The sequence below is a fragment of the Candidatus Aquicultor sp. genome (assembly GCA_036504445.1).
Taxonomy (GTDB): Bacteria; Actinomycetota; Aquicultoria; order Aquicultorales; family Aquicultoraceae; genus DASXVE01.
On the sequence record DASXVE010000030.1, the window covers coordinates 36615 to 51664 of the forward strand.

The 15050-nt window shown below is 53.5% G+C and carries 14 protein-coding genes; 6 read left to right on the top strand and 8 right to left on the bottom strand.

Features of this window, described 5'->3' with window-relative positions:
- Positions 1 to 74: 74 nt before the first annotated feature.
- Genes VGK02_10400 through VGK02_10410 form a run of 3 tightly spaced genes read left to right on the top strand, consistent with a single transcriptional unit; the run spans position 75 to position 5256 of the window.
- A complete protein-coding gene (locus tag VGK02_10400) occupies positions 75 to 2195 on the top strand; it encodes a 6-pyruvoyl-tetrahydropterin synthase-related protein (protein HEY3375456.1) in 2121 nt (706 codons plus the stop codon).
- Positions 2196 to 4469, top strand: a complete 2274-nt coding sequence (locus VGK02_10405; GenBank protein HEY3375457.1) for a DUF2079 domain-containing protein — start codon at positions 2196 to 2198, stop codon at positions 4467 to 4469.
- Between the two features lie 16 nt (positions 4470 to 4485).
- Positions 4486 to 5256 carry a class E sortase gene (locus VGK02_10410; GenBank protein ID HEY3375458.1) on the top strand — a complete coding sequence of 257 codons (771 nt, stop codon included), beginning with the start codon at positions 4486 to 4488 and terminating at the stop codon, positions 5254 to 5256.
- Between the two features lie 122 nt (positions 5257 to 5378).
- Here VGK02_10410 and VGK02_10415 read toward each other — a convergent pair whose 3' ends face one another.
- Together VGK02_10415 and VGK02_10420 are read right to left on the bottom strand one after the other, a co-directional pair.
- Positions 5379 to 6671, bottom strand: coding sequence for an adenylosuccinate synthase (locus tag VGK02_10415; GenBank protein ID HEY3375459.1), 1293 nt, complete (start codon positions 6669 to 6671; stop codon positions 5379 to 5381).
- The gene (locus tag VGK02_10420) at positions 6671 to 8056 is read right to left on the bottom strand and encodes an NAD(P)/FAD-dependent oxidoreductase (protein ID HEY3375460.1); all 1386 of its coding nucleotides are present in this window, start codon (positions 8054 to 8056) and stop codon (positions 6671 to 6673) included. Before VGK02_10420 ends, VGK02_10415 begins: the two co-directional genes overlap by 1 nt.
- Before the next feature lie 270 nt (positions 8057 to 8326).
- Between VGK02_10420 and VGK02_10425 the strand changes: the two genes are divergently transcribed.
- The 3 genes from VGK02_10425 to VGK02_10435 are packed head-to-tail and all read left to right on the top strand — an operon-like array spanning position 8327 to position 9408.
- A complete protein-coding gene (locus tag VGK02_10425; protein HEY3375461.1) occupies positions 8327 to 8911 on the top strand; it encodes a hypothetical protein in 585 nt (194 codons plus the stop codon).
- Between the two features lie 22 nt (positions 8912 to 8933).
- Entirely contained in the window at positions 8934 to 9230 is a 297-nt protein-coding gene (locus VGK02_10430) for an S-layer homology domain-containing protein (protein ID HEY3375462.1), read from the top strand.
- The gene (locus VGK02_10435) at positions 9199 to 9408 is read left to right on the top strand and encodes an S-layer homology domain-containing protein (protein ID HEY3375463.1); all 210 of its coding nucleotides are present in this window, start codon (positions 9199 to 9201) and stop codon (positions 9406 to 9408) included. The genes VGK02_10430 and VGK02_10435 overlap by 32 nt, the downstream gene beginning before the upstream one ends.
- Before the next feature lie 287 nt (positions 9409 to 9695).
- Here VGK02_10435 and VGK02_10440 read toward each other — a convergent pair whose 3' ends face one another.
- From VGK02_10440 to hoxE, 6 genes are read right to left on the bottom strand one after another with little or no spacing between them, the layout of a single operon-like run.
- On the bottom strand, positions 9696 to 10175 hold the full coding sequence (locus VGK02_10440) for a hydrogenase maturation protease (protein HEY3375464.1): 480 nt from the start codon (positions 10173 to 10175) through the stop codon (positions 9696 to 9698).
- Positions 10175 to 11596 (bottom strand): Ni/Fe hydrogenase subunit alpha, encoded by a 1422-nt coding sequence (locus VGK02_10445; protein HEY3375465.1) that lies wholly within the window; start codon positions 11594 to 11596, stop codon positions 10175 to 10177. Before VGK02_10445 ends, VGK02_10440 begins: the two co-directional genes overlap by 1 nt.
- Before the next feature lie 10 nt (positions 11597 to 11606).
- Entirely contained in the window at positions 11607 to 12143 is a 537-nt protein-coding gene (locus VGK02_10450; GenBank protein HEY3375466.1) for a hypothetical protein, read from the bottom strand.
- A complete protein-coding gene (gene hoxU / locus VGK02_10455; protein HEY3375467.1) occupies positions 12143 to 12871 on the bottom strand; it encodes a bidirectional hydrogenase complex protein HoxU in 729 nt (242 codons plus the stop codon). Before hoxU ends, VGK02_10450 begins: the two co-directional genes overlap by 1 nt.
- Positions 12868 to 14556: an NADH-quinone oxidoreductase subunit NuoF gene (nuoF, locus tag VGK02_10460; GenBank protein HEY3375468.1), complete on the bottom strand. Its 1689-nt coding sequence runs from the start codon at positions 14554 to 14556 to the stop codon at positions 12868 to 12870. Before nuoF ends, hoxU begins: the two co-directional genes overlap by 4 nt.
- Positions 14549 to 15046, bottom strand: coding sequence for a bidirectional hydrogenase complex protein HoxE (gene hoxE, locus VGK02_10465; protein ID HEY3375469.1), 498 nt, complete (start codon positions 15044 to 15046; stop codon positions 14549 to 14551). The genes nuoF and hoxE overlap by 8 nt, the downstream gene beginning before the upstream one ends.
- Between the last annotated feature and the right edge of the window lie 4 nt (positions 15047 to 15050).

Sequence of the window (15050 nt, forward strand, 5' to 3'; positions counted from 1 at the left end):
TCGAGCGCCTGGTAACAGCACTCGGATTTATCGCCATTTACGCCGTGCTTTTATCCTTTTTCAAGCCAGATCTCATGCTCTCTGCGACGACAACGGCCGGTGGGGATACCGGCGCACACCATTATGTCGCAAGCTATCTTATTCACAACCTGCTACCGCAGGGACGGATAACCGGATGGTCGCCCGGATGGTACGCGGGGTTTCCAATGCTCACCTTCTACTTCCCGCTCGGATTTCTATTCATCGCGCTTTTCAGCACGGTGGTCAAATATCAAATAGCGTTTAAGCTGGGAACGGTGCTTGGCATATTTTTACTACCACCGGCAACCTACGGTGCATTTCGAGCGCTTAAATTCAAGTTCCCGCTGCCGATTATCGCCGCCGCTTTTACGCTCCCGTTTCTGTTTATGGAAAGTTTTTCGATCTACGGCGCAAACATACTCTCAACGCTTGCAGGTGAATTCAACTTTTCACTCAGCTTCGCGCTGTCGATCCTGTTCATGGCGCTTCTTTACCGCGACGTCACCGATGAAAAATTCCGTGTGTCTACCGCGGTTACGCTCGGTCTGGTTGCGCTCTCGCACGTCGTTACCACCATGGTGGTAATAATTATCTCGTCATATTACCTGCTATATCGCTGGAATCTGAAACGGTATGCGATCCTCGCCGGTGTGTTTGCGCTGGGATTTGCTTTGAGTGCGCTCTGGGCGATTCCGTTTGCCGCGAACATCGGCTACACCGCGCACATGCAGTGGGATCAATTGAGCGGTATCAACGAGATATTGCCGCCCCCGATCCGGCCGTTTCTCATACTAACAATCATCGGTGTCATCGGCGCGCTGGCGCGGCACGATAAGCGCACGTTCTTGTTTGTATGGGCGCTAGCCGTTACCGGTGCGCTTTTTTTTATGCTACCGCCGGGGCGCCTGTGGAACGGAAGGGTGTTGCCGTATTTCTACTTTTTCGTCTTTGTGTGGGCGGCATACGGTGTATGGTTTTTACGGCGCGCGCTCGCCTATCTCTTCCACGATTTTACCGGCCTGCCCAGGCGTTATGCTGAGTACGTCGTGGCAATTGCGGCCATTGCACTGCTGGCCGCCAATATTTATAGTTCAACCGGCGTTGCGGCTACGTGGATAAAATGGAACTACTCGGGCTTTGAGGGCAAGGCGCACTGGTCGAGCTTTAACCGGATCAACCAGTACATTAAAAGCTTGCCGCCGGGCCGCGTCATGGTCGAGCATTCGCAGAAGATCGATGCGTTCGGCACGCCCCGTGCGTTCGAATTGCTGCCGTATTTCGCAAACCATCCCACCATGGAAGGTACGCTCATGGAGGCATCGTATACGGCGCCGTTTCACTTCGTTAACCAGGCCGAGCTTTCAAAGGAACCGAGCTATGCAATCCTTGGCGTTGACTATCCCCTGCTCGATGTCGATAAGGGCGTTCGGCACATGCAGCTCTTAAATATCGGCTACTTTCTCGCCATCTCGGATGTAGTTAAGAAAAGCGCCGATAAAAATCCGCACCTTACGTTGCTTAAGAAGTTTTCGGTGCCCGATACCGATATGAAGTACTCGCTCTATAAAGTACAAACCGACGGCTATGTGACGATTCCCCGGTTTAAACCGGTGCTCGTAAAGACGAACAACTGGCGCGACACCGCGCTTGCCTGGTACGCCCGCCCCGATCTACTCGATATGCCGTTAATCGACAAAACTCAGGCAGAATCGCTTGCTACAACATATAAAACAGTGCGGAGTAATTTAAAAGGGAGCCTTCCGCTGGAGGCGGAAGCTGTCGGCACAGTTTCCGGTGTCAAACTCACCGACAACACGCTCGAGTTCAACACCAATCGTATTGGTGTTCCGCATATAATAAAGATCTCGTATTTTCCGAATTGGAAAGTTGAAGGCGCCGACGGGCCGTACCTCGCTTCTCCGTCGGTTATGATGGTTGTCCCCCGGCAGCAGCATGTTCGCCTCTACTACGGCACAACGTTTGCCGATACCGCCGGGGCGCTGATTTCGGATGCTGCCTGGACATTTGTTGTGATCTACGGCTTTGTGTTTGCAAGCAGGCGCATTTTCGCATGGCGTACTCAGCGCAACGGCGCTGAAAGCGAAGTGCCGACCGATGTGGATGAAATGCCGTCGGATATCCCCGAGGATAGGTCGGAAGGGAGCTATGCGTAGATGACGTGGTTTACCGTTCGCAACGGCTCGCTTGAAAAATTGCCCGACATAGGATGGCCTGATAATATTGCCGCCGACTGGCTTGTTGACCAGCTGGCAATGCACGACGGAATTTTGCCGGAACGTCTGCTCGGCTTCGGCGAATGGGAAGACGGGGCACTGCACGGCCTGTACGCACTTGACCGTGAAGGTTCCCTCGTTGTGCTGGCGATAGCACAGCAAACATGTACGAAGGCTCATGCTATTGCCGCCGCAGAGCATGCATGGAACTTGCGGAATATGGACGCGGCCGAGCTCAATTCGATAGCCAAAGGATACTTTGCAGCAAAAGGAATAGACGCCCAAGAATTAGCCCTGATGCACCAGGAAACTTTTTCACTAAAACATGCATTGCAGCATTGGAAATTTAATTGCGACCAGCGGCTCATTATGCTCACGCCAGGCTATACGGAAGCGGCTCGAACATCACTTGCCTGGCGCAGGTTCGAGCTTTCGATTGAAGCGTACATGGTGCGCTTTTCCGACGTTGAGGGTAGGCAGCTGGCAGTAATCGATGCCGACACAACGCTTTCCGGGAACGCGTTGGTGTCACTGCCGTGGCTCCTCATCAACGCGCCCGTATCGAAACTGCGCCGCCTACGCAACCGCACCACTCGCGGGGGCCGGGGTACACACCGCGCTACTAATGCCGGCGAAAGCCGGACTGCGGATAACGGTGATAAGGCAACCGGTAGTGCTGACAGCAATGATGCAGCAGATGACAGTGACTGTGACCATGATGGCGGGGGCCGGGTTCAAGCAGCTATAACCAGACGACCGGTGGATATGGTGCTTGCTGCTACCGGTTGGTTTGACTCGCTTAACGAACGCTGGCTCTATGCGATACTCGGTAGTTTTATCGGCTTATATATAGTCGTATACTCATATCTTACTGTAATTAACCATCAAAACTTCGGTTCGTTTGGCTTTGACCTTGGTATCTTCGACCAGGGAGTGTGGCTCTTAAGCCAAGGGGCAGCGCCATTTATAACCGTCCGCGGGCTCCACCTCTTTGGCGATCATCTCTCGCTGATTCTGCTTCTTATCGCCCCTCTCTATAAGGTTTGGGCCGATGCCAGGTTGCTTCTAATTCTGCAGACAATTGCGCTCGCGTTGGGGGCGGTTCCCGTATTTCTACTAGCCCGAGCGAGGCTTAAAAATGCTGCGCTCGCACTCTCGATTGCAGTATCGTATTTGCTATACCCGGCACTTCAATGGGTTAATTTCGATCAGTTTCATCCGGAGAGCTTTGCTGCGCCGAGCTTGCTGTTTGCGTTGTACTTCGCCAACCAATCACGCTACCTGTGGTTCTCTATAGCTGCCGGTATCGCGTTGCTTACAAAAGAGGATATGGCGCTCGTCGTAGCGCTCATGGGTATTTATATCGCACTGCGCTATAATCGCAAAGCCGGTATCGCCACGTCGGCCGTTGCGGTTGTCTGGTTTGTCATCGGGTTGAAATTGATTTTACCGCTTTTTAACGGCGCCGGTTTTTTCTACATTGAAAACTTCTCGCGTTTCGGGCAAACACCAACCGAGGTTGTGATGAATTCGATCACCCATCCCGGGTTGCTCCTCTCCACGGTGACGCAAGGAAGCAAACTTACCTACCTTACGCAGCTTCTTGCACCGGTTCTCTTTCTACCATTGGTTGCAATCGGGCTCTTTGCAGTCTGTTCACCTACGCTATTTTCAAACTTGGTCAGCCAGCAAGGCTATATGGACTCGATTCAATATCACTACGCGGCAGCCATTATTCCGTTTGTATTTGCCGCCAGCATTGCCGCTTTTAAGAAACTCGACCTATCCGAAACGACCATGCGAATGAGCGCTATCGGCGTTTTGGCGGCAGCGCTGGTGGCAAATATTCTTGTCAGCCCATCCCCGCTTTCGCAAAACTTCGCAAAAGGCTACTGGAACCTTTCCAACGAGCGGCGAGCGACAATCGAAGCTGCGGTGGCAAAAATCCCAAGCAATGCGGTGGTAAGCGCCCAGTATTACCTCGTACCTCACCTCGCGCATCGGGAGCGCATTTATGAGTTTCCGAACCCGTTTGCCGTGCAGAACTGGGGCGTTCAAGGTGAGCACCCGGCATCGGTACAATCGATCGAATATGTAATAGTCGATAAGCGGAATCTGCCGGATCAACAGCAGCTTATCTTTGCGCGCTTAGCAGCGGCCGGGTTTAGCGAAAGGTTCAATAAGGAAGATATTGTAGTGCTTAGCAGAAAATAGAGCGCTGGGAGCTGCGATGGCGATTCAGAACAAAAATAGGGTAGTACTTCGCATATCGGGACTGTCGCTGATCGCGACGGGAGCGCTCATTCTTACGATGCTGTTTTCCACCGACCTCTCCTCGATCATCAGCCAAAAACGCCTCTCCGATGAGTGGAATACGATGGAGCGCCATTCCAAACAGCCGACCACCTCATCCACCATGCGCGTCGGTATCATCCCTCCATGTATCCTCGAAACACCGACGGCACATAAACGCACAGCAACTAAGCAGCTACCGGAGAGGATAGAAACACCGGACCTAGCACAAAAGCGGCTTAACCGTGAAAAGGCTCAGGGGTTGGGGTTGCGCACCACCGTGCATCACAAAGCCGTAGCGCACCTATCGCCGTTTGCCCGTATTGAAATTCCAAAGATTAATCTCGATGCTATCGTTGTTCAAGGTGTTGACGATGCAGCGCTCGCCCTTGGTCCTGGGCACATGGAAGAAACCGCATGGCCGGGCGATGTCGGCAACATGGTTATTTCGGGACACCGCGTGACCCACAGCCACCCGTTTTACTATATTAACGAGCTGAAGTCCGGTGATCCTATCCATGTCTACAATCGTGATAGAGAGCGTTTTACCTACTACGTGCAGGAACAGAAAGTGGTCGTGCCTACGGATCTAAGCGTTATCGAACCGGCCAGCGATAAAACTCTCACACTATCCACGTGCAACCCACGCTTTAGTGCGGCAACACGCCTGATTATCGTCGCCAAGATGCCGCTTGTAGATCTGCCGTAAGTACCCGGAGTATACCTCATAAATGCCAACAATTATTTTTGATAGGAAAAGCCCTGGCATCCCTGCCAGGGCAAAAGTGAATTGCTCTATGTAATAATTGTCTGTTAAGCAGCTGCCAATCGCTAACCTTTTACAAACGAGCCTTTTGCTAAAATCGTCTGGTTCCTATCGGGGCCGACTGAAATGAAGGTGATCGGCACGCCGATGATTTCTTGTAAACGGTTAACATAGTTCTGTGCCGCCTTCGGGAGCTGTTCAAACGACGTGGCTCCGGTGATATCGGTCTGCCACCCCTCATGCTCCTCGTAAATCGGTGTGCACTTATGAAACACCGTCTGGTGATATGGCATATGGTCGTATACCTCGCCCTCGAACTCATAGCCGACGCATACCTTAATCGTTGGAAAATGCGAGAGCACATCGAGTTTGGTCAGCGCAATATCGGTAAGGCCGCTAATTGCGGCAGAGTATTTAAGAACCATGCCGTCGAACCAGCCGCAACGGCGCGCCCGCCCCGTAGTCGTACCGTACTCGTAGCCCTCTTTGCGCATACACTCGCCGGTTTCATCCACGAGTTCCGTCGGAAATGGTCCAGATCCGACGCGCGTGGTGTAAGCTTTGGTGATGCCGATAATCCGCGTGATCTGCGTGGGGCTCACGCCCGCGCCGACACACGCGCCACCGGCTATGGGGGATGACGACGTCACAAACGGGTACGTACCGTAATCCAAATCAAGCATCGTGCCCTGCGCACCTTCAAACAATACGTTTTTGCCTTCTCCGAGAGCGGTATTGATCGCCCATACCGTGTCCCCGATCAAGCCTTGCAGCCGCTCGGCATAGGCATGGTATTCATCTGCAATTGCCTTTGCGTCCAGTGGCTCTAAGCCGTAGACCTTGGTGATTATCTGGTTCTTAAGCTCGAGCGCCATATCGAGTTTCGTGCGAAAGATCTTCATATCGAGTAGATCTTGCATGCGCAAACCAACCCGCGCCGCCTTATCGGAGTACGCCGGACCGATACCTAGGCCGGTTGTGCCGATCTTTGATTTACCGAGCACGAGCTCGGAGGCCTGGTCGAGCACCCGGTGATACGGCATGATCAGGTGCGCATTGCCGCTGATAATAAGGTTCGGTTCGCTTAGGCCGATACTTTTGAGTTGATCGAGCTCCGTAATCAGCGCTTTGGGGTCGATAACCAGCCCCGATGCGATCACCGATTGAATGTGCGGGAACAGGACACCCGATGGCAGGAGATGGAGCTTAAGCTCATGGCCATCGGCGATAATGGTATGCCCGGCGTTATGACCGCCCTGATAGCGAACGACCATATCCATGTCGCGGGCTAAGAGGTCGGTTACTTTACCTTTTCCCTCATCTCCCCATTGCGTCCCGATGATAACTGTTGCAGGCATTATTTCCTCCCGGCTAGTGAACGTATAATTGAACGAGCGGCGACTACTCCGCTGGCCGAGGACTGCATAAGCCCCCGTGTAATGCCGGCGCCGTCACCAATCGCGTAGAGATTATCTATTTCACTCTCAAGCGTGTGCGACAGCTTGAGGCGCGATGAATAAAACTTAACCTCGACACCATAGAGTAATGTGTTTCTCGAGTTAACCCCCGGCGCGAGCGTATCGAGTGCAGAGAGCATCTCAGTAATATCAGATATATACCGGTAAGGCAACACAAAACTCAGATCGCCCGGCGTCGCATCGACAAATGTGGGTACTGTGGTACCCCGTGCAATGCGTTCCGGTGTTGAACGGCGCCCGTCGAGCAGGTCGCCAAGCCGCTGCACAATAATACCGTCCCCGAGAAGATTTGCCAAGCGAGCGATGTACTTGCCGTAGCCAATCGGCTCATTAAACGGTTCGGTGAAAACTGTGCTTACCAGCAGCGCAAAATTCGTATTCTCGGTCTTTTTCTCGGCGTAGCTGTGACCGTTTACCGTGACGATGCCATCGGTTGACTCTGATGCCACAACGCCATAGGGGCACACGCAAAATGTGCGTACCTGATCCTGGAATCGCTTTGACGTGTAGATGAGCTTCGGCTCGTAGGTGTCGCGCGTTAGCGGCTCCATAATAACCTCCGGGAGCTCTACCCGAACACCGATGTCAACCGCATTATTAGCGGGCTGCAAACCCAGGCGGCGGGCTTCTTTGTTAAGCCAGTCCGCGCCTTCCCGGCCCGGAGCAACGATAACGTAATCGGCTAAAATCTGCGTTCCGTCATCGATTTGAACCCCGTTAACCCGCACATCATCCGTGAGTATGTGGGTGACTTTTGTGCCGGTCATGATATCGATGTGCGATTCAAGGCGATCCTTCATCAGCTTCAGGATATCGAGTGCACGGTCTGAACCGATGTGGCGCACCCGTTGCGGTATGAGTCGCATATCCGCTTGTACTGCGCGGCGCTGCAATTCGCGGATCTTCTCGTCATCGGTGCCGTACACCTCAGCCGGTGCGCCGAACTCACGGTAGACGCCATCCGCATACTCTATGAGATTTTCAAGCTCACCCACGCCAACGTACTCGCCAAGCCAACCGCCGACACCTGTTGAGAGCGTCAGTTTGCCATCGCTAAACGCACCGGCACCGCCCCAACCGGAGGTAATACGGCACGGCACACAGTGTGCGCATCTACCGGTTTTACGCTCCGGGCACTTACGTTTCTTAATGTCAGGCCCTTTTTCAATGATAAGCACGCGCGGCCCTCCGTCTTTGGAGAGCTCAAGTGCGGCAAAAATGCCGGCCGGGCCGCTGCCGATAATGATGACATCATAATCTGCCATCGAAAACTCACCTTTTACGCACACAACGACTCAGGCAGATGAGCATCTTGTTGCATCCCACCCACTAGAGTCGTGCGCCGCATTAATTAAAATTGCCCGCACATCGTGTGCAGGCTGGCTTGCATGCGTTCACATAAACCCATAAAAAAACACCGGCTAATGTGAACATGTGCGTCTTTAGCATAGCTAAATACCCAGCTAAAGTCAAGAAAAGCGGTGTCGCCCGGCATGGTATACTGCAAACTACAAAAATAAGGTGGTGCAGGTGAAATGGCCGAGACATTGCGTGAGAAAATCGAAACTTGGGCTTTGCAAGCGACGAGCAAACCCGGTTCAGGGGTAGCATTACGGCAAAAAGCTATCGATATAGCCAACATAGGTTCGAATACGCGTGTGCTCAATATAGCAACCGGCGTCGGAGGCATGGCGTTTGCCTTGCGCGAGAAAACCCCGCACGTCACTGCAATCGATGTATCGGAAGAACGCATCGCACTCGCGCAGCAAAACCCGCGAGCGGACGTCATCGACAAAGCTACCGTGCGGCAATCGACCGACCCTGATGGAACGACGCATGTCGACGTCAATGTGCCGACGGCTGCTGTTGAAAAAGCCCTTGCCGATAGTTCGGTCAATGAAGTCGTTTTACGGATTAAAACTGCGGCCGATGAGCAAATCGCATCACTTCCTGCGGACGCATTCTCAAAGATGGCTGAAAAGCAGGCTGAACTAGTCGTACAAATCGATAAAGTTGCTCTACATATCCCGGCGGAAATCGTGCATGTTGACGAGCTGGCTAAAGCGCTCGACATCCTTCGGCACGAATACTGTGACCGGCGAGTTCTCGTATACCGATAGCGACATCCAGGATGTAAGTGATGTGCAAAAGCTGAACGTATACAAGTTTGACGAGGCGACACAACACTGGGTCTACTGCCCAAGCAAAGTTGATAGTCAAACAAAAACAATTACGTTCGCGACGCACACATTCAGTAATTATACGATCATGGAACACGCGATATCATTTAACGATATCAAGAAGCATTGGGCTCAAGATGCAATCGAGCTTATGGCATCAAAATATGTAGCAAACGGGATGCCTTCCGGCAAATTCATTCCCGAGGGCAATATAACACGGGCGGAATTTGCCGCTATGCTGGTACGCGGGCAGTGTTGAGGCTGCCGCCCAAGCCGGGATCATCAACGGAAGAAACGGGTACTTCTTCCCGAATAGTATGATTATCCGTGAGGAGTTTGCCGCCATGATCATGCGCGCGCTCGCCAAAACCGGCACAAGCACCTCAATCACCGCTGCCGGGCAAGAGCGACTCTTATGCCCGTTTAAAGATGTATAAGACATTCATAGCTGGGGGCCGCTGCCGATACTGCAAAAGCCCTTAAAACCGGCATCATGACGGGAATGCGCGGCAATGAGTTCGGCCCGACGCAAAACGCGACGAGAGCACAGTCTGCGACCATGCTGAAACGGCTTATGGCTAAGGGTTCCCTGTTGTAAGCAGATAATACAAGAGAACAAGAGATAAAATAAGGCCGCCTAATGGCGGCCTTATTTTATAGCTATATCTTTGTGCTAATCAAGAGATCATAATCACAGCTCGTGAACTCACGGCTGCACTTAGCCTCACGATGGTCGTTCTACCTTCGCTTCGGGCATGAGCACAACCCCCACAACCATTACCTTAATCAGGTCGATCACATCGGTAATGGCAGCTTCCACTTTTGGCGAGAGCTGATCGCTATGATCTAACGAATCCGCACCGACCGTTATCAATACGGCTTCCGGGTGCGCATCGTAGAGGGTGTTTGCAAGCGCCAGGATCCCCTGCGGGCTCAAGCTATGGGATTCGAGGGTATCGGGCGACGCCGGCAAAATCGCGTTTATCGACACCTCGCCGGGCGCATCCTCAATGCTTGCATCGATGAATATTACGCGGTGGGCTCGGCTAACAGCTTCAGCAATCTCCGGCGTGAGCTGGTGCAACATCATGACAGTCGTATCATGCTCATCCAGTTTGCCCGCAAGACGCTCGGCGACTTGCCAGCCGATTCCGTCATCGCCACGGAGCGGATTTCCGTACCCTATAATCACGGTCTGCTTCATTAGTTTCGCTCTACTCCTCCGACGCGCTCACCCGTCGAATCGACTACATCGAGTACCATCGGCATTTGCCCGACTGCGTGAGTTGAACAACTCAAGCACGGGTCGAATGCCCTGATTACAGCCTCAATTCGGTTGAGCACTCCCTCTGAGACATTTGGACCTTGAATGTAATGCCGGGCCGCCTGTAGGATTCCCTGATTCATGGCCGTATTGTTATGCCCGGTAGCGACAATCATGTTCGCCCAAGTAATAAGGCCCTCATCGTCGATCTTGTAATGATGCACCAGGATACCGCGCGGCGCCTCGATAACGCCTACGCCCTCCAGGTTATTCGGACCGGCAAACGCCCGTACGCGCGGGCTTAAGATGTCCGGATCTGAGAGCAGCTCCTCGATCTTCTCGAGCGCGAACAAAATCTCAATCAACCGAGCGTAGTGATAGTAAAACGAGCTCAAAACCGCTCCACGTTCGAGATCGCGAAACTCCGCCCATTCCTGCCCGGCCGCCGGTGTGTCCATGGCGCTTGCCACATTAAGACGAGCCAGCGGACCGACGCGGTAAGGCGCATCCGGATGCCCGGCCAGCTTATACGCCGGGAACTTCGTGTACGACCACGTTTCCGTAGCTTCGGAAATATAATCATCGTATTTAACCGGGTCAAGCTCATCAGCGATAATCATGCCGGTCGAATCAATAATACGCAAACGCCCGCTATAGTGATCGGGCGAGCCGTGCTCGTCGACAAGGCCGGCAAAGAGTGTCGGGAAGTTGGCAAATACCCGAATTTCTTCACGGTGCGCTTCAAGCGTCGGCTTAAACCAATCAAGCGTGCGCTGCATAACCAGTTTTGCCTCCGGCATCATCGCTAAGATCTCTTCGCGATTCTCTTTATCGAGCGGTGCATTTACGCCGCCCGGAACAACCCACGACGGGTGGATTCGCTTTCCAGCAAGGCGCTCAATAATATCCTGCCCGAGCTTTCTTAAATGCACGCCGTCTTTTGCACGCTCCGGGTGCTGCTGTATAACGCCAAAGACGTTTCGCTTAGCCGGATCGGCATCCATACCGAGCAGCAGATCGGGCGATGAGAGATAAAAGAAGCTCAACGCATGCGACTGCACGATCTGCGCATAGTTTAGAAGCTGGCGGAGTTTTACCGCAGTCTCCGGTATCGTAACAGCAAGAATCTGGTCGCACGCCTTGGCGGATGCCAATAAGTGGCTGACCGGGCAAATACCACAGATACGCGCCATCAGTGAGGGCATCTCGGTAAACGGGCGCCCCTCGCAGAACTTTTCGAAACCCCGTAGCTGCGTTATGTGAAAATGCGCGTTGGTTGCGCGCCCCTCATCATCAAGCTGTATCGTAACTCTGGCGTGCCCCTCTATTCGGGTTACCGGATCAATAATAATAGGATCCATATCTATCCCCCTAACCGAACTTTACGCTGGCGCCAACATTAGGAATGCGGCCTGCGCAAAGCTCCTGAATTACTGAATAAATGAGGTCGGCCTGCGGCGGACAGCCCGGAACGAAGACATCGACCTCGACGATCTCGTGCACCGGTACCGCTGTCGGCAGTAGCGCGGGCACGCTGTCGGTCGTGTTCGACAGCTCTTCGATGCACGGGGCGGTATCGCCAAACGCTCTCTCGAGTACGTCGGTTACGGTAAAGCGATTGCGCATCGCAACGACATTACCGGTTACGGCGCAATCGCCCAGCGCAACCAGCGTTTTTGTGCGCTCGCGAATAAGCTCTATCAAGTGCCGGTTCTCCTCATTGCCGACCGCCCCTTCCACAAAAGTGACATCGACATTTTTAGGGAACTCTTTTGCATCGACCAACGGGCTGTAGACCAGCTCAATCGATTTACTAAGCTCGATGATTCGCTCATCGATATCCAAAAGCGACATGTGACAGCCGGAACAGCCGTCGAGCCACACGGTCGCAATACGTGGTTTACTCATTATGATTCCTCCCGTGTGTGCAATAGGTACGGCAAGCTCTTTGGTTTCTTGACCATCTCGGCGACCGATTTGCCCTTTTCAAAGAGCGCCCCGGTCGGACAGATATTGACGCATTTACCGCAGCTCGTACAGGTCTCCGTCTCGCCCCACGGCTGGTTCAAATCGGTAATCATCCGGTTGTTGATACCGCGACCCATTGTGCTCCAGGTATGCGCCCCTTCGATGTCGTGACATATGCGCGAACAGCGCGTACACAGCGTGCAGCGGTTATGATCTATCGCAAACTTGTTGTGCGACGCATCGACTTGTAACTTTGGATAGCGATACGGGTAGCGTACGTGCGTCATTCCCAAGCGCCTAGCAAGACTTTGAAGCTCGCAGTTGCGGTTGGAAACACAGACCGAACAGACGTGGTTGCGCTCGGAGAAGATCAGCTCAAGCATCATCATGCGATACTTGCGCAGCCGCTCCGTATCGGTGAAGACTTCCATGCCTTCCTCAACACGCGTGGTACATGACGGCACGAGCTTCGGGATACCGGTAATCTCAACGAGGCACAAGCGGCAGCCCCCAGAGACCGATAACCCCTCGATGTAGCACAGGGTCGGAATGAAAATATTGTGTTCGCGGGCGACATCGAGGATTACCTGATTCTCACCGCCGGCAACATCGCGACCGTCAATTTTAAGCGTTTTTATGCGCCCTGGTTTTTGTGCAACTTGTTTCATGACTTCACCTCCACCGGTTCTTTGGCCGGTGAGCAAATTTTACATACGCCTGCCGGGCACGTTTTATCAACGATATGTGCCATATACTCGTCCTTAAAGTAGCGAAGCGTGGAGAGCACCGGGTTCGGCGCCGATTGGCCAAGCCCGCACAGACTGGTGTTTTTCACCAGGTCGGAGAGTTCAATAAGCATATCCATATCCTCGAGTGTCGCATGCCCCTCGGTTATCTTGCATAAGATGTCATACATCTGCGCGGTACCGACCCTACACGGGGTACACTTGCCGCATGACTCAGACATGCAAAACTCCATGAAGTAGCGGGCGACATCGACCATGCAGGACGTCTCGTCCATAACGATCATACCACCCGAACCCATAATCGAGCCCACCTGCTGGAGCGACTCGTAATCGACCGGCATGTTTAAGAACTGCTCGGGGATACAGCCACCCGACGGTCCGCCGGTTTGCACCGCTTTATAGCGGCGCCCTTCCGGTATGCCGCCGCCGATATCAAAGATGATATCGCGAAGCCGTGTTCCCATCGGCACTTCGATAAGACCGGTGTTTACAATACTTCCGGCCAGCGCGAACACCTTCGTTCCCTTGCTTTTTTCCGTGCCGATTGCAGCGAACCACACGCCGCCTTCGCGGATAACCGCCGGGATATTAGCAAACGTCTCGACGTTATTGATAAGCGTCGGGCAATCCCATAAGCCCCGCTCTGCCGGATACGGCGGACGTGGGCGCGGCATGCCGCGTCGTCCCTCAACCGAGGCGATCAGCGCGGTTTCCTCACCGGTAACGAACGCTCCCGCCCCGAGACGCAGGTGCAGTTCGAAGCTAAACGTCGTACCGCAAATATTTTTGCCGAGCAAGCCCATCTTTTCAGCTTGCCGAATGGCGTTCTTTAAAGTCTTAATTGCCAGCGGATACTCCGCCCGCACATAGATAAATCCCTGATGAGCGCCGATGGCATACGCGGCAATCGCCATGCCCTCGATTACCCGGTGCGGATCGCCCTCAAGAACGCTGCGGTCCATGAACGCACCCGGGTCGCCCTCATCGGCGTTACAAATGACGTACTTAGTCGCACCGCCGTTAGCTTTTGCGACGGTGCTCCACTTCAAACCGGTCGGATACCCGCCGCCGCCACGGCCCCTCAGACCGCTCTTGGTAACCTCGCCGATAACATCGGTCGGGCTCATCTCGGTCAGAGCCTTATACAACGTCTGGTAACCACCAACGGCGATGTAATCCTCAATGTGCTCGGGGTCGATTTTGCCCATATTCTCGAGAACAACTTTTACCTGACTGGCAAAAAACGGCTCGTCCATTGAGCGTTCAAGCCCCGCAGCCGCAGCACCCTTAGTTTCCGTGGCCTCGAGTGTTTGCACGATTGCCGGCACATCCTCGAGTGTTACGCCCTCATACAGCTTATCTTTTTTGCCATGTGACTCGACCGCAACCAGCGGTCCTTTTGCGCATAACCCGAGACAGCCGACTCCTTTAACGGAGCACTTCTTGTCTTTGCCCTGCCTGGCTATCTCGCCTGTTAGCGCATCTTTTACTTTATCGCCACCAGCAGACAAGCATCCTGCCGCCGTACATACGCATACCTCGTGCTCGAACCGCTCTTTCGATTCCTGCTCGGCTTTGGCGATTGCATTCAGTTCTTCATTAGTCATTGCCGACCCACCTCCGAAGCCGCTCGATGACGCGCGGCGCATCTAAATTGCCGACGATTTCACCGTCGAACACTGCTACCGGTGCGAGTCCACACGAGCCCAAACACCGTGCTGAAAGAAGCGAGACCTTACCATCATCGGTTGTCTCGCCGGGAGTTATGCCAAACTCATTTTTGATCGCCTCTAAGATGGCATTTGCCCCCTTGATATAGCACGCGGTTCCGGTGCAAACAACGCACGTGTGCTCGCCTTGGGGTTTTAGCGTAAAAAAGTGATAAAACGTTGCGACGCCATAGGCGCGAGCAAGCGGCACCTGAAGCGAAGCTGAAACGAACTTAAGCGCATCTTCGTCGATGTAGCCGAAAGATTCCTGCACTGTGTGAAGCGTTTCGATGAGCGCATGGGGCTCATAACCGTTGCGTCGCATCGTGCCTTCCACCAACCGCCAGCGTTTGTCCTCTGACGGCGGGGCGGGCTTAGTAAGATTCATACTG

What these genes read in the sequence shown, in the direction of transcription:
- VGK02_10450 (HEY3375466.1), bottom strand. Translation starts at nt 12,143, where the DNA reads ATGAGTAAACCACGTATTGCGACCGTGTGGCTCGACGGCTGTTCCGGC.
- VGK02_10440 (HEY3375464.1), bottom strand. Translation starts at nt 10,175, where the DNA reads ATGAAGCAGACCGTGATTATAGGGTACGGAAATCCGCTCCGTGGCGAT.
- VGK02_10400 (HEY3375456.1), top strand. Translation starts at nt 75, where the DNA reads ATGCTCTCTGCGACGACAACGGCCGGTGGGGATACCGGCGCACACCAT.
- VGK02_10410 (HEY3375458.1), top strand. Translation starts at nt 4,486, where the DNA reads ATGGCGATTCAGAACAAAAATAGGGTAGTACTTCGCATATCGGGACTG.
- nuoF (HEY3375468.1), bottom strand. Translation starts at nt 14,556, where the DNA reads ATGACTAATGAAGAACTGAATGCAATCGCCAAAGCCGAGCAGGAATCG.
- VGK02_10445 (HEY3375465.1), bottom strand. Translation starts at nt 11,596, where the DNA reads ATGGATCCTATTATTATTGATCCGGTAACCCGAATAGAGGGGCACGCC.
- VGK02_10405 (HEY3375457.1), top strand. Translation starts at nt 2,196, where the DNA reads ATGACGTGGTTTACCGTTCGCAACGGCTCGCTTGAAAAATTGCCCGAC.
- VGK02_10425 (HEY3375461.1), top strand. Translation starts at nt 8,327, where the DNA reads ATGGCCGAGACATTGCGTGAGAAAATCGAAACTTGGGCTTTGCAAGCG.
- hoxE (HEY3375469.1), bottom strand. Translation starts at nt 15,046, where the DNA reads ATGAATCTTACTAAGCCCGCCCCGCCGTCAGAGGACAAACGCTGGCGG.
- VGK02_10420 (HEY3375460.1), bottom strand. Translation starts at nt 8,056, where the DNA reads ATGGCAGATTATGATGTCATCATTATCGGCAGCGGCCCGGCCGGCATT.
- hoxU (HEY3375467.1), bottom strand. Translation starts at nt 12,871, where the DNA reads ATGAAACAAGTTGCACAAAAACCAGGGCGCATAAAAACGCTTAAAATT.
- VGK02_10415 (HEY3375459.1), bottom strand. Translation starts at nt 6,671, where the DNA reads ATGCCTGCAACAGTTATCATCGGGACGCAATGGGGAGATGAGGGAAAA.